This is a genomic window from Rhizobium sp. 9140 (assembly GCF_900067135.1).
Lineage (GTDB): Bacteria > Pseudomonadota > Alphaproteobacteria > Rhizobiales > Rhizobiaceae > Ferranicluibacter.
Genome location: NZ_FJUR01000002.1, coordinates 868,689 through 882,376, shown reverse-complemented (window position 1 = coordinate 882,376; position 13,688 = coordinate 868,689). Strand labels below are relative to the sequence as shown.

The 13,688-nt window shown below is 61.7% G+C and carries 12 protein-coding genes; 1 reads left to right on the top strand and 11 read right to left on the bottom strand.

The window, feature by feature from the left end; genetic code table 11:
• Positions 1-382: 382 nt before the first annotated feature.
• The 3 genes from istB to GA0004734_RS21415 all read right to left on the bottom strand — a co-directional run bounded on the left by istB (position 383) and on the right by GA0004734_RS21415 (position 4,081).
• A complete protein-coding gene (gene istB, locus GA0004734_RS21430) occupies positions 383-1,141 on the bottom strand; it encodes an IS21-like element helper ATPase IstB (protein WP_092930036.1) in 759 nt (252 codons plus the stop codon).
• On the bottom strand, positions 1,138-2,634 hold the full coding sequence (gene istA / locus GA0004734_RS21425; RefSeq protein WP_139056207.1) for an IS21 family transposase: 1,497 nt from the start codon (positions 2,632-2,634) through the stop codon (positions 1,138-1,140). Before istA ends, istB begins: the two co-directional genes overlap by 4 nt.
• A gap of 277 nt (positions 2,635-2,911) precedes the next feature.
• Positions 2,912-4,081, bottom strand: coding sequence for a zinc-dependent alcohol dehydrogenase (locus tag GA0004734_RS21415; RefSeq protein WP_092937758.1), 1,170 nt, complete (start codon positions 4,079-4,081; stop codon positions 2,912-2,914).
• A gap of 218 nt (positions 4,082-4,299) precedes the next feature.
• On the opposite strand from GA0004734_RS21415, the gene GA0004734_RS21410 reads away from it, so the two are divergent.
• A complete protein-coding gene (locus tag GA0004734_RS21410) occupies positions 4,300-4,614 on the top strand; it encodes a plasmid stabilization protein (protein WP_092937756.1) in 315 nt (104 codons plus the stop codon).
• Positions 4,615-4,867: 253 nt separating this feature from the next.
• On the opposite strand, the gene GA0004734_RS21400 is transcribed toward GA0004734_RS21410, so the two are convergent.
• The 8 genes from GA0004734_RS21400 to GA0004734_RS21365 all read right to left on the bottom strand — a co-directional run bounded on the left by GA0004734_RS21400 (position 4,868) and on the right by GA0004734_RS21365 (position 13,502).
• Entirely contained in the window at positions 4,868-5,824 is a 957-nt protein-coding gene (locus GA0004734_RS21400; protein WP_210173773.1) for an ABC transporter ATP-binding protein, read from the bottom strand.
• An 83-nt stretch (positions 5,825-5,907) separates the two neighbouring features.
• Positions 5,908-6,933, bottom strand: coding sequence for an ABC transporter ATP-binding protein (locus tag GA0004734_RS21395; RefSeq protein ID WP_092937752.1), 1,026 nt, complete (start codon positions 6,931-6,933; stop codon positions 5,908-5,910).
• Positions 6,934-6,937: 4 nt separating this feature from the next.
• Entirely contained in the window at positions 6,938-7,909 is a 972-nt protein-coding gene (locus tag GA0004734_RS21390; protein ID WP_092937750.1) for an ABC transporter permease, read from the bottom strand.
• Positions 7,910-7,919: 10 nt separating this feature from the next.
• Positions 7,920-8,969: an ABC transporter permease gene (locus GA0004734_RS21385; RefSeq protein WP_245292571.1), complete on the bottom strand. Its 1,050-nt coding sequence runs from the start codon at positions 8,967-8,969 to the stop codon at positions 7,920-7,922.
• A 98-nt stretch (positions 8,970-9,067) separates the two neighbouring features.
• Complete coding sequence (locus tag GA0004734_RS21380) at positions 9,068-10,780, bottom strand: ABC transporter substrate-binding protein (protein WP_092937748.1); 1,713 nt, start codon at positions 10,778-10,780, stop codon at positions 9,068-9,070.
• Between the two features lie 36 nt (positions 10,781-10,816).
• Entirely contained in the window at positions 10,817-11,740 is a 924-nt protein-coding gene (locus GA0004734_RS21375) for a proline iminopeptidase-family hydrolase (RefSeq protein ID WP_092937746.1), read from the bottom strand.
• 23 nt (positions 11,741-11,763) lie between these two features.
• Positions 11,764-12,354 carry an ANTAR domain-containing response regulator gene (locus GA0004734_RS21370; protein WP_092937744.1) on the bottom strand — a complete coding sequence of 197 codons (591 nt, stop codon included), beginning with the start codon at positions 12,352-12,354 and terminating at the stop codon, positions 11,764-11,766.
• Positions 12,351-13,502 (bottom strand): transporter substrate-binding protein, encoded by a 1,152-nt coding sequence (locus GA0004734_RS21365; RefSeq protein WP_092937742.1) that lies wholly within the window; start codon positions 13,500-13,502, stop codon positions 12,351-12,353. Before GA0004734_RS21365 ends, GA0004734_RS21370 begins: the two co-directional genes overlap by 4 nt.
• Between the last annotated feature and the right edge of the window lie 186 nt (positions 13,503-13,688).

Below are 13,688 nucleotides of genomic sequence, written 5' to 3'. Positions count from 1 at the left end.
TGGAAGACGTGGACGGGCATGTGTGACCTTCAGTGCACCTGTTTTTACTGGAATTCCGGGGCGCTAGGCTCTAGGTTGACCTGAGCGTGTGCTGCGTGCGCTCCGGGACATCCCGAAATCGACGGAGACTTCGATCAACCTTCCAAACAGGGAGCGCGAACCCATGTCTCTATTGTTGACGGGCCGCATACAATCCACTCTTCGACACTTTCTCCATAATGAAGCCGCTGGCGGCATCATTCTGATGGCGTGTCAACGGCGGAGTAAAATCCTGCCACGCGGCGGCGCAAAAGTCGGCCACTTGTGGCGCGCGCATGAGACCGCCGGGAGGGCTTAGGCCCGAGCGGGGGTCTCATGCGCGCGTTGCGATTTTCGAAGGGCGTCAGCCGGCCTTTCGGGCGCGGCTTTGGGCGAGACGATAGCTGTCGCCGTTCATCTCGAGGATGCTGACGTGATGGGTGATGCGGTCGAGCAAAGCGCCGGTCAGGCGCTCGGACCCCAAGGTTTCCGTCCATTCGTCAAAAGGAAGGTTGCTGGTGATCAGGGTCGCGCCTCGCTCGTATCGTTGCGAGATCAGCTCGAACAGCAATTCCGCGCCGGTCTTTGACAGCGGCACGAAGCCCAGTTCATCGATGATCAACAGCTGGTAGGCGGCCATCTGCTTCTGGAACCGGATGAGACGCCGCTCGTCGCGCGCCTCCATCATCTCGCTGACCAGTGCGGCCGCTGTCGTGAACCCAACGGACAGGCCCTTCTGGCAGGCGGCCAGGCCGAGGCCGAGCGCCACATGGGTCTTGCCCGTGCCGCTGGGGCCGAGAGCGATAACGTTCTCCCTGCGCTCGATCCATTCGCAGCGCGCCAGTTCCAGCACCTGCATCCTGTTCAGCTTTGGGATGGCGGCGAAGTCGAAACTGTCGAGGCTTTTGACGACCGGGAACCTGGCCGCCTTGATGCGACGCTCGACCTTGCGACGGTCCCGTTCGATCATCTCCCGCTCGGCAAGCCGGGTGAGGTATCCGACATGATCGACGCCTTCGGTGGCGCACAGCCGGGCCAGCTTCTGGTACTCGCGCTGGAAACTCGGCAGCTTCAGGGTTTTGAGATAATGGGTGAGAAGGATCTCGGGTGCTTGGGTGTTCATGCGACTTCTCCCGCATCCGACGACAGGAGACGCATATACGCCTTCGCCGATGTCGTCTCGACCGTCGCCCTCGGCAAATACGGGTAGATGGACAGGTCCAGTCTGGGCGGCCGGCGTTCCACCCGGCACAGGATCAGATGCTTGACGGCGTCAAAGCCAATGGCGCCAAGCTGGATCGCCTGCTTCACCGCCGCATGCAGATCGGCGAGTTCGAAGCTCTCCAGCAGGCGGAGGACCTGCACGTACTCACGCCGGCCGTGTTTGGCCATGCGGCCTTCCATCAACCGGCGCAGCGTAGCGAACTCTTGCGGCAAGTCCCAGCCCTGGAGGGGCGCTGCCTGATCCAGCGAATTGATCTTCTGCTCGATCAGCGGCAGGTAATGGACAGGATCGAAGACGACGTCTTCCCGTTCCCAGCACCGAGGATGGCGGGCGATGATCTCGCCACGGCCACCAATGACCACTTCGTTGACATAGCCGCGCACCCACACATCCTGATGGCCATAGGCGACCGGGACGGAATAGTCGTTGGTCTTGTAGCGCACCAGCGACTGCGCCGTCACCTTGGCACTTGCCTGGTCGCAGGCATCAAATGGCGAGGCTGGCAAGGCGCGCATGGCAGCCAGATCGCGCCGCAAGCGCTCGCCGATCGTCTCGCTCTCGCCGCGCAGCCTGTCGCGCTGGCGCTTCCGGCACTGCTCCTCCAGAAAGGTGTTGAACGCCTCCCATGTCGCAAACTGCGGGATCGGTACCATGAAGTTGCGCCGGGCATAGCCGACGAGACCCTCGACGTTCCCCTTGTCGTTGCCCTTGCCGGGACGGCCATAGCGATCCCGGATAAGGTAGTGGGACAGGAAGCCGCTGAACAACGTCGCGCGCTTGCGGGTGCCGTCAGGCAAAATCTTCGCCACCAGGCAACGGTCGTTGTCGTAGACGATCGATTGCGGCACGGCGCCGAAGAAAGCGAACGCATGGACATGGCCATCGACCCAGGCCTCGGCCACTGCCGCCGGATAGGCCCGCACGTAGCAGCCGTCGCTGTGCGGAAGGTCGAGCACGAAGAAATGCGCCTTCTGCTCGACACCGCCGATGACCACCATCGCCTCACCGAAATCGGCCTGCGCATGGCCGGGCGGATGCGACAGCGGCACGAACACTTCCTGGCGGCGCTGATCCCGCTCGCGCATGTAATCCTTGATGATCGTATAGCCGCCAGTGAACCCGCATTCGTCTCGAAGCCGGTCAAACACCCGCTTGGCCGTATGGCGCTGCTTGCGCGGCACTTGTCTGTCTTCGTCCAGCCAGTGATCGATCGTCGAGACAAACGCATCCAGCTTGGGCCGCCGGATCGGTGATTGTCGCTGATAGCCAGGTGGCGTCGAATAGGACAGCATCTTGGAAACGCTGTCGCGCGATATGTTGAAATGCTTTGCAGCCTGACGCCGGCTCATGCCTTCCGAGCAAGCCAGTCGAACCTTCAGATATAATTCCACGGTATAGATCCCCAGGCCCTCCTGCGCTCATTGCAGAAGAGAAATAGGTGGCCGACTTTTACGCCGCCCGAAGCGGGACAATCCCGCCGCTACCGTGGTCTAATTTTGCACCGCCGCTCTCAATCCGGCCTCGTCTGCGGCTGCACGTCAAATTCCCGACCTGCTGCACGAGATAGAAGGTGCCGACGATATTCGTATCACCGACCCTGCGCGGCTCATCCGACGCAATGAAACTACGGCGAAGCCTTTCCCGTTTCACTCGCCATGCTGTAGCTTCTTACGGTTTGAGAACGACTTTGACGCAACCGTCCTTCTTTTCGAGGAAGGTCTTGTAGAGGTCCGGTCCGTCTTCGAGGCTTCCAGTATGGGTGATGATGAAGGATGGGTCGATCTCGCCGTTCTGGATACGCTCCATCAATATGGGGAGGTAATGCTGAACAGGCGTCTGGGCCATCTTGAAGGTTAAACCGCGATTGATCGCCGACCCCATGGGTATCTTGTCGAGGAACCCGCCATAGACGCCGACGATCGACACAGTGCCGAAATTGCGGCAGCAATGGATCGCTTGCCGCAGGACGTGCGGACGATCCGTACCCATGAAGGTCGCGACTTTGATGCGGTCGATACGAGCATCCCAGCTCGCGGATGGATCAGATTCGGTTCCAACGGCGTCAATGCAGGCGTCAGCCCCACGACCGTTGGTCAGGTCCATGATCCTGTCGTAGATGTCCTTGTCCATGTAATCGAGCGTAATCGCCCCCGACCTTTCGGCAAGCGCCAGTCGTTCCGGGACGGTGTCGATTGCAATGACCCGCTCCGCACCCAGAATGAATGCGGACTTGATGGCCATTTGGCCGACGGGTCCGCAGCCCCAGATGGCGATCGTGTCGCCCGGCTGGATGTTACAGAAATCGGCGGCCATATAACCGGTCGGGAAAATATCGGAGAGAAAAAGCACCTGCTCATCGGTCAGGCCGTCCGGTACCTTGATGGGTCCGACATCGGCATAGGGCACGCGCAGATATTCGGCTTGGCCGCCGCTGAACCCGCCCAGTAGATGAGTATAACCGAACAGGCCAGCGGGCGAATTGCCCCACATCTTGGTGACTTTTTCCGGTTTTGGATTCGAGCGTTCGCAGCCCGAGAAAAAACCTCGCTTACAGAAAAAGCATTCGCCGCAGGCGATCGTAAAGGGAACGACCACCCGGTCGCCGACCTTGAGCTTCTTGTTGTCCTTGCCGACCTCGACGACCTCGCCCATGGTTTCGTGACCCATGATGTCTCCACTGTGCATGTCGGGCATGACGCCGTTGTAGAGATGAAGGTCCGATCCGCAGATCGCGCAGGCCGTGACCTTGATAATGGCATCGCGGCCGTCCTCGATCTGGGGGTCCGGAACGCTTTCGCAGCGGATGTCATGCTTGCCGTGCCAGGTCAGTGCTTTCATCTATTTGCTCCAAGGTCGTGTGGTCTCTTCGCGCGAACGTCTGGCTGCAAACGACAGGTCCTAACAGTTGTTCCTTGGCGAGGTCGCGTGTACAGAAGCGCACGAAAGATCATAATGTCCGCAAAAGGCCTACCCTGCGAGAATTGCGCGAGGAACTTTGAGGAGCAGGAGGTCGTTTCTTTTGCTTCGTTTAAGCAACAAGCAAGAGGAGATGTTCCATGCCCAAAGGCGACAAATCCGCATATACCGACAAGCAAAAGCGCAAGGCCGAGCATATCGAGGAAGGCTATGAGAACCGTGGTGTTTCCGAGAACGAAGCAGAACGCCGTGCCTGGGCCACCGTCAACAAGGAGAGCGGCGGCGGCAAGAAGTCAGGCTCAGGCCGCGACCATGCCGAAAACCACGCCTCTTCCGAAAAGGGCGGACACAAGGGCGCCGCAGCTGCTGCGTCGCGTACCAAGGAAGAGCGCTCGGCCTCGGCTAAGAAGGCCGCCGCCACGCGCAAGCGCAACGAGCAGCATGCGCATCATTGATAGGACACGCCGCTGAGGCAGTAGTGCCATTTCTTCTATAGGGACACAACGCTCACCTCGAAGAAGAAACCCAAACAAAAATAGTTGCAGCATGTGACCGAGAACGGCGATGCGATGGATCCAGAAGTCGGCGTTTTCAAGAAACGCAGCGCTAGGAAGATCACGGACCCCTTAAAAGTCTCGGCCGAACGTAGCGAACGCCGCAAGGCAGTCTTTTCCAGTCCGCCGGCAGGACGCTATGCGTTGATGTGCATCAAGTCAGCGGAAAATGGCAGGCGACGGAGCGTTCATTCGATATGGCTGTCAGCGGTGGGCGAACATCTCGGCAGACGGTTTGCGCATGAGGGCAGCGGGTTGAAAACTTGCAGCCTGCAGGTGGGTCAAGCGGACTCGGGATTTCGCCGGTGAGCAGAATCCGCCCTCGCCGGCTTCGGTTATGCGGCTGTGGAATCGCAGATAGCAAGGCCTGCGTATAGGGATGATTAGGCCGTGCATAGAGTGCATCGGTCTCGCCCGTTTCGACGATGGAACCAAGATACATAACGGCCACGCGGGTAGACACTTGGCGCACAACGGCCAGATCGTGAGCGATAAAGACGTAGGTCAAGTCCAGCTTTTCCCTCAGGTCGCTGAACAGATTGACGATCTGCGCCTGCACCGAGACATCGAGCGCCGATACCGGCTCGTCGGCCACGATCAGCGTCGGTTCGACGGCCAGCGCACGCGCGATACCGATGCGCTGGCGCTGGCCGCCTGAGAACTCATGTGGGTAGCGATCGAGATATTCCCGGCGCAGGCCCACGAGATCCATGAGTTCGCCGAGCCGCGCCTCGATGCCCGAACCCTCGCGGATGCGATGGACTTTCAGCACTTCGGCAAGCACGTCGCGTACCCGGCGGCGCGGATTGAGCGAAGCCGAGGGATCCTGGAAAATCATCTGAACCTTGCGGCGCACCGGCTTCAGCGCCCGCGTATCCGCCTTGGTGATATCAGAACCCTCGAAGCTCAGCGTACCCCCGTCGATGTCGTAGAGCCGGGTGAGACAGCGGCCGAGCGTCGATTTTCCGCTGCCGGATTCGCCCACAAGACCGAGCGTTTCCGCCGGAAAGACGTCGAGGCTGATCCCGTCGACGGCATGGAGCGTGCGCCCCGAACCGGGCTTGAGCGTTCGCCCGACCTTGAAGGTCTTGACGAGCGACCGTGCCGACATCAGCGGAATGCGGGGTGAGAGCGACGGCTGGAGAGTTTCCTGCTCGGGAGCTCCCGTGGCGAGGTTCGAAGGGACGGACGGGATCATGCGAACTCCTCGGGAGACAGGACGGTGCGGCGGAGCATGCTTCTCTCCGGCTCCTCCAGAACGCAAAGAGCGGCCTGCGTCTCGATCTTGCGCAGCGGCGGCCGCTCCAGACAGGCCGGCCGGGCAAAGGCGCAGCGCGGTGCGAAACCGCAGCCCTCGCCGATTCTGTCGGGCGTCGGCGGCATGCCGGGAATGGACTTCAGCCGGGCGAGACGCGGACCTGTCAAAGGCGGGATCGAGCCCATCAGGCCCCAGCTATAGGGGTGGAGCGGGCTTGCGAACATCGCCTCCGTCTCGCCACGCTCGACGATGCGCCCGGCATACATGACGGCGACGCGGTCGGCGACTTCGGAGACCACGCCCATGTCATGCGTGATGAGGATGATGGCGGAGCCAAAATCCTTGCGCAGGCGCAGCAGGAGATCGAGCACCTGCGCCTGCACCGTGACGTCGAGCGCCGTGGTCGGCTCGTCAGCCACCAGGAGTGCCGGATTGCAGGAAAGCGCCATGGCGATGACCGCGCGCTGGCGCATGCCGCCCGAAAGCTGGTGGGGATAGCGGTCCACGGCTTCCTGCGGGTTGGAGAGACCGACCTCGCCGAGAAGCTCCACTGCCCGCTTCTTCGCGGCCCGTGCGGAGAGGGCCTCGTGAGCGCGGATCTGCTCGGCGATCTGCCAGCCGATCGTATAGACGGGGTTAAGCGCCGTCATCGGGTCCTGCGAGATCAGGCCGATCTCCCTGCCGCGGATGCGGCGCAGTTCGCCGGGGTTGAGATCGAGAATGCCGCGCCCGCGAAAAGACACCATGCCATTGACGTGGGTGGTCTTGCGGTCGTGGAGGCCGAGCAGCGAGAGCAGCGTCACCGACTTGCCGGAGCCGGATTCGCCGACGATCGAGAGGATCTCACCCTCACGCACCGAAAAGGAGACGTCGCGGACGGCCTTCACCATGCCGCGGTCGGTGGCAAAGGAAACGGTCAGGCCGTTGACGTCGAGAAGGATGGGTTTTTCCGCTGCGGTCATGGCTTCAGCTCTCCCGGACGCGCGGATCGATGAGGACGTAGACGACATCGACCAGCGCATTGGCGACCACCACGAAGAACGAGGCATACATGACGGTGCCGAGCACCATGGGCAGGTCGAGATTGAGGAGCGCCTGGTAGGTCAGCCGTCCCACGCCGTTCAGCCCGAACACGACCTCCGTCAGCAGCGCCGAGCCGCCGACGAGCACGCCGAAATCGAGACCGAACATGGTAACGAAAGGGATCAGCGAGGTGCGCAGCGCATGGCGGATCATGACCCGCGAAGGGCTCAGGCCCTTGGCGCGCGCGGTGCGGATGAAGTCCTCCTGGTAGGCCTCCACCAAATTGGCACGCAATACCCGGCCGTAGATGCCGATATAGAGGGCGGCGAGCGTGAACCACGGAATGATCAGCGTCTTGAACCAGCCCCACGGGTCGGTCAGCAGCGGCTTGTAGCCAAGTGAGGGAACCCAGGAGAAGAAAACCGTGTCGTGGAAGCGGCTCTGGCTAATGAGGTTCATGACCTCGCCCAGCCAGTAGACCGGCATGGAAACGCCGATCAGCGCCAGCACCATAAGTCCGCGGTCGAGCAGCGTATCACGCGACAGAGCCGCGATGACGCCGACGAAGATGCCGCCAATGACCCAGAGCACGGCGGCACCGGCAACCAGCGACAGAGTGACAGGCGCCGCCTGCGCGACGGCCGGCACGATGCGCATGCCCCGGTTGACGAAGGAGGTCAGGTCCTGCGTAACGAAAAGGCGGTTCATCATAATGACGTACTGGACAGGCAGCGGCCGGTCGAAGCCGAAGTCCTTGCGGATCGCCTCCACCGTTTCGGGAGAAGCGTTGCGCCCGGCCAAGCGGGCCGCGGGATCGGAGCCCGGTGTTGCGAAGAAGATGAGGAAGACGAGCGCGGAGATGCCGATCATGACGAAGAGCATCTGTCCGAGGCGCTGGAGAACGGCAAGGATCATCGGCGTTCCCTCAGACCAGCTTCGTGCGCGGATCGAGCGCATCGCGGATGCTGTCACCGAGCACGTTCAGCGACAGGACGGTGAGTGCGATGGCGATGCCGGGCGCCAGCGCCACGGCGGGACGGGTGTAGAGCAGCGTCTGGCCATCCTGGATGATCGTACCCCAGCTTGCATCCGGCGCCTGTACCCCGATCGACAGGAAGGAAAGGGAGGATTCCGTGATGATGTTCAACGCCATCATCAGCGGCACGAAGACGATCAGCATGGTGGACACGTTGGGCAGGATATCGTTGACGAGGATGCGCCAGGCGGGGATGCCGAGGCCCTTTGCCGCCAGCACGAACTCGCTCCTCTTCAGCGCCATGACGCGTCCGCGCACGGGGCGCGCGACATAGGGGACGTAGATGATGCCGATGATGACGATAGGCAGCAGGAGGCTGTCCCCGGTAATCTCGATCGGCCCGATGACGATGCCGTGCGACAGAAGAACGATGGAGAGCGATATGGCGAGGAGATAGACCGGGAAGGCCCAGAGGATATCGAGGATGCGCGAGAGGATCTGGTCGGTGATGCCGCCGAAGAAGCCGGCGGTGATGCCGATGACGGCCGCCAGCGTGAGACAGATGAGCGTCGCGGATGTCGCGATCAGCAGCGAATTCCGCCCGCCGTAGAGAAGCCGCGCGGCAACGTCGCGTCCCTGCGTATCCGCGCCGAGGAAATACTGCGCGCCGTATGTCGGACCGATGGGGGTAACGCCGAGGCCCAAGCCTTCCGTGGACGCCTGCATGACCTTAACCCGCTTGCCATCGACGGTGATGCGCGCCGAAAGGTTCGAGCGGAACGGGTCCGTCGCGGCGACATAGCCAGCATAGAGCGGCGCCGACAGACTGGAGACCACGATGAGGACGAGCACGATGGCTGCAAGGACCGTCGGCTTGTCGCGCCGCATCAGCAGCCAGGCCCGGCGCCACGGGCTTGCACCCACCCGCTTGCCCGCAGTTTCGTCCGGCATATCGGGGATGAAGGCGTCGGGGGAGGCTATATCGGACGGGATGCTCATGGCACCTCCTGCAAGCGTCTGGCGATCGGGAACCACGAAATCTTGACGGGACCGTCCAGCGGCGTGGAGCCCTTCAGGCCACACACCGCTGGCCTTTTCTACTTCACCCAGGACTGGGCGATGTTCCAGCGGTTCTGCTTGTTGAACACGTAGTTCCCGAGACGGGCGGAGGTGAAATTCACGCTCTTCGGCGTGAAGAGCGGGGCCAGCGGAGCCTGCTCCATGAAACCCTTATCGACATCCGCCCAGAGGACGTTGGCAGCGTCCTGGTCGGTCAGCGCCGTGGTCATCGCCTGCTTCATCTTCGCGTCCAGCTCCTTGTTGCAGTAGCCGGCAATATTGATGGATGCGTCGGAGCCCTTGTTGAACGAGCTGCAGGACAGGAGCACGTTCAGGAAGTTGGAGGCAGCGGGATAATCCTGATACCACTGGCTGACGCTGATCTGGACGTTGTTGTTGGTGTTCTGGATGTAGGTGAACTGGATGTTGGGCGAGATCGCCTTCATCGACGCGTCGTAGCCGAGTTCGGTGAGGACGCTGGCGATGTAGGTGCCGACGCCCCGCGCGACCGCATTGTCCTCGGCAATGACCGTGACCTTCTGCCCTTTGGTGCCGCTCTCGTCTACAAGCGCCTGCGCCTTATCCATGTCCGGCTCTGACCAGGTTTCGCCGGGCGCCTTGGTATAGAGGCAGCTATCGACGTGGCCGGGGAAGTCCGGCGGCAGGATCTGGCAGACCGGCTGGGCGAGCACGTCGCCGCCGAAGAGGCCGACGAGCGCATCGCGATCCAGCGCGTAGTTGACCGCCTGGCGGACCTTCACATTGTCGAAGGGGGCAAGGTTGGTGTTCATCGGCGCATACCAGAAGGCAGCCAGCGGATCGATATGCACCTGGTTTGCATATTTCGCGCCGATTTCCGGCAGGCGGTCGGAGGGCGGCGTGTCGAACATCCAGTCGATCTGCCCGTTGATGATGGCGTTGATCGCCGCTTCCTCGGTCAGGCCGAACTTGTAGACGACCTCGTCGGCATAACCGTCCGGCTGTGCGTCCACGCTCCATTCCTTGAAGGAAGGGTTGCGCTTCAGGACCATTTCGGCGTTCGGGTCGTAGCTGGCGATCATGTAGGCGCCGGTGCCGGGAATGGGCGTGGTACCGGCGTCGGCCAGCGGCGCGTCGGCCGGCAGGATGGAGGCATGGGGAACGGCGAGCTTCGAGAAGATTTCCGCGTCCGGTGCAACGAGGTTGATCGTCACCGTTCCAGCCGTGTCGTCACCCGTCACACCGCCTTCCAGCGTGCAGCTTTCTGGCGTCGCGATACAGGCATCGGCCCCGACGATGCCGTTGTAGAAGCTGCCCGTCGTCGGCCCCTTGATCTTGAAGATGCGCTGGAACGAGGCGACGACGTCGGCCGGGGTGACCTCCTTGCCGTTCGAGAACGTGATGCCCTTGCGGATCCTGAAGACATAGGTCTTGCCGTCATTGGTCGGCTCCGGCAGGGCCTCGGCGATCGATGGCACGATATCGAAGCCATCGGTGCCGGCCGCCTGCTTGAACTTCACGAGGCCATCATAGGTCATCTGGAAGATCTGCCAGAACTGGGCCGTGTAGTTGATCATCGGATCCACTGTGCCGGCGGCCGAGACGGCGGCGAGCGTGAGGGTACCGCCGCGATGCTCGGTCATGAGGGCCGCGCGATCCTGCGCCTGCGCGGCACCGCCGAGCGCCGTCTGGGCGAAAAGGCAGGTCGCGAGCAGGGTGCCCGTATGTCGTGTGAGACGGTGTCGTGTCAGCTGTTTCAGGCGAATGGTCATGTTCGTCGTTCCCCTTGTTGTTATGGCTGGGCGTTGTCATGCGTCTTTAGGCTTGTGACTGGACCGTCTGGGTGCCGTTTCCGCGAGGAAGGCTCCCACCACGGCCATGCAGTCTTCCCGTTCCTCCACATGCGGCATGTGGCTCGACTGCTCGAAGATGGTCCAGCGGACGTCCGGGATCTCATCGGCATAGGGCTGGACGCAGGCTTCCGTCGCCTCGTCGAAGCGGCCGGATATCAGCAGCGTCGGCACGGAAATGGTCCCGAGACGGCCGACGATCGACCAGTCCTTCATGGTGCCGATGACGTGGAACTCGTTGGGACCGTTCATGGTGTGGTAGACGGTCGGGTCCGCAGCGATCGCATCGAAGGTGCGCTGGACCTCCAGCGGCATGGGCACGACGCGGCAGACATGACGCTGGTTGAAGACGTCGGTCGCCGCGGCGTAATCCGCGCTGTCCGTGGTTTCCGCCTGCTCGTGCTCAAGGAGGATTTCCTGCACGTCCTCCGGCAGCTCCCGGCGCAGCCGGTTGGCCTCCGAGATCCACGTGTGCATGGAGGCCGGCGAATTGGCGATGATCAGGGCCTTGAGGCCTTCCGGCCGGTCGACGGCAAATTCCGCACCCAGCATGCCGCCCCAGGACTGCCCGAGGAGGCAATAAGCCTGGCGAATGCCGAGATGGTCGATGAGGTTGTGGAGTTCCGCCTTGAAGAACGGAACTGTCCAGAAGTCCCCGCCCTTGTCCGGGAGATGCGTCGATTGTCCGTTGCCCACCTGATCGTAATGAATGACGGCGCGGCCGGTGGCGGCGATGTCCTTGAAGCTGTCGACATAGTCATGCGTGCAGCCCGGGCCGCCATGCGCGACGATCAGAGGCGGCTTGGGGGACGACAGGTCGCCGGTGACCCGATACCAGGTCTGGTATTCGCCATAGGGTGCAAAACCTTCGATGATCTCCATCGTATCCCTCTCCTCATCCATGTTCACGCACCGCTACGGGTGCGTTTGTCATTGCGGCAGATGGCCTCGGCCGCATCTTCGATGGTCATGCCCCAGTCCATTGCGACGGAGCGCAGGCGCTTCCATGCCGCGGCCTCGCCGCCGCCTTCGTTCTGGAGCAGGTGCAGGATGGCACGCACGACGATCGGGCGCTGGCGCAGCCGGTCTTCCAGCACGCGAATATTGTCGGCCTGCGCGCGAACCTGCTCGTAGGCGTGGGATGCGATCAGGAGCGCGCTGTAGGCGCCGGTCGAGCCGATGGGTTTGAGGAGATGCGCGTTCGAGCCTTGATCCAGCGCCCATTCGATCCTTCCCGGCGCTTCCGAACCGATCAGCGCGATCATCGGCATCGGCGCAAACCCCCGCGGCCATGGGAATTGACCGTCATGTCCCATGTCGGCATCGAAGAAGATCACATCGGCTTGCACCAGGCTTTCGTCCAGATGCGGCCAGCAGAGCGTCACGTGGATTTGCAGGAGTTCAAGTTGCCGTCGCAGCGCATCGACAGACGGATGATCGCGATGGAGGATGACAGCGCGCCATTGCGCGAGAGGTGGTCTGTTCCGGCGCGTCATTTGACCACCGTTAATGGTACCGGATGGGCGGCGTTCACCCTCTTCATCAAGGAGCGAACGAGATAGGGATCGGCCGTGATGACCTCGTTGGCACTCTGGAGCAGGGTAAAGCCACCGTCTTCGTCTGATAGACCCAGATGCGGCCGGAATGCCGCGTGATGAGTGCGGGGATCAATCCCGATCGGCCCCACAGGCGTGTCGAACAGCCTGGATGTCGCGATGCTTCGTACGGCCTCTGGTGCATCCGAGCCGGCATCGGCAATTGACCGAGCAAGGATCGACATCGCCATATACGCCGACATGAAGGGTGTCGAGACAATCCGGCCGGCACCCTGACGCGCGGCCATACGCGTCTTGAAGACTCGATTCTCAGGCGTTTCCAGCCGATCGAAATAGATCGACGTCGTCACGTGGCCGCATCTCGCCTCGGGGCTCAGACCATCGAGATCGCTCTCCGACAGATTGCAGGCAACAATCGGCGGCGCATCAGGCTGGCTTTTGCGAAAGGCGCCGTAAGCCTCGATAAAGGCCGTTGCCGACTGGCCGACCAGATTGCTGAGAATGAAGTCTGGCTTCTTCTGCTGGATTTCCGTGACGAGATGATCGACCTCTGTGGAGCCGAGCGGTACGTAGCGATCCGCAACAACCTGACCTCCTGAAGCCTCGGTGATTTCCCGGGCGATGCGACTGATCTCCCAACCCCAAATGTAGTTCGAGCCGACAATAAATGGCCGGCGACCGTGGCGCGGCAGGACATAATCGAACAAAGGCAGCAGGTGCTGGTTCGGACAGGGGCCGAGATAGACGACGCTGTCGCTTGCCTCATAGCCTTCATAGGGAAAGGCGTACCACAGAAGTGCTCCGTTACGCTCCACGACCGGCAGCAGATCCTTGCGGCTCCAAGAGGTGAGAGTGCCGATGACGTGTCGACAGCGGTAATTGCGGATCGCGGACTGGCCCAGACTGGCATAGGCCTCCGCCCGACCGCAAGGATCGTCGATCTTCGCGGCAATTGAAAAGCCATAGGCGGGATCTGAATTGATCTCTGCGACCGCCGCCATTGCTCCGCTCACCGCTTCGCGGCCGACAGCCGCATAAGGGCCTGTGGTCGAATAAAGGATGGAGACCGGCACGATATTCAGAGACATTTGCAGGAAGCTCCTTTCTTGATCCAAGCGTGTACTGTTTACGTCCCACCATCCGCATCAAGGCCGCTGAAAACAAAAAAGCCCCGAACCGCGTTGAGCGGTGTTCGGGGCCTGATTGCCAGCGGCGTAAAACGCCATTTGTTGATGTGACGCTAAGGCAAGCATCGATTTTAGTCAAATATATTT

Coding starts and splice junctions, on each gene's coding strand:
- GA0004734_RS21370 (WP_092937744.1), bottom strand. CDS start 12,354: ATGACGCGCCGGAACAGACCACCTCTCGCGCAATGGCGCGCTGTCATC.
- GA0004734_RS21365 (WP_092937742.1), bottom strand. CDS start 13,502: ATGTCTCTGAATATCGTGCCGGTCTCCATCCTTTATTCGACCACAGGC.
- istB (WP_092930036.1), bottom strand. CDS start 1,141: ATGAACACCCAAGCACCCGAGATCCTTCTCACCCATTATCTCAAAACC.
- GA0004734_RS21415 (WP_092937758.1), bottom strand. CDS start 4,081: ATGAAAGCACTGACCTGGCACGGCAAGCATGACATCCGCTGCGAAAGC.
- GA0004734_RS21395 (WP_092937752.1), bottom strand. CDS start 6,933: ATGACCGCAGCGGAAAAACCCATCCTTCTCGACGTCAACGGCCTGACC.
- GA0004734_RS21410 (WP_092937756.1), top strand. CDS start 4,300: ATGCCCAAAGGCGACAAATCCGCATATACCGACAAGCAAAAGCGCAAG.
- GA0004734_RS21390 (WP_092937750.1), bottom strand. CDS start 7,909: ATGATCCTTGCCGTTCTCCAGCGCCTCGGACAGATGCTCTTCGTCATG.
- GA0004734_RS21385 (WP_245292571.1), bottom strand. CDS start 8,969: ATGAGCATCCCGTCCGATATAGCCTCCCCCGACGCCTTCATCCCCGAT.
- GA0004734_RS21400 (WP_210173773.1), bottom strand. CDS start 5,824: ATGTCGGCACGGTCGCTCGTCAAGACCTTCAAGGTCGGGCGAACGCTC.
- GA0004734_RS21375 (WP_092937746.1), bottom strand. CDS start 11,740: ATGGAGATCATCGAAGGTTTTGCACCCTATGGCGAATACCAGACCTGG.
- GA0004734_RS21380 (WP_092937748.1), bottom strand. CDS start 10,780: ATGACCATTCGCCTGAAACAGCTGACACGACACCGTCTCACACGACAT.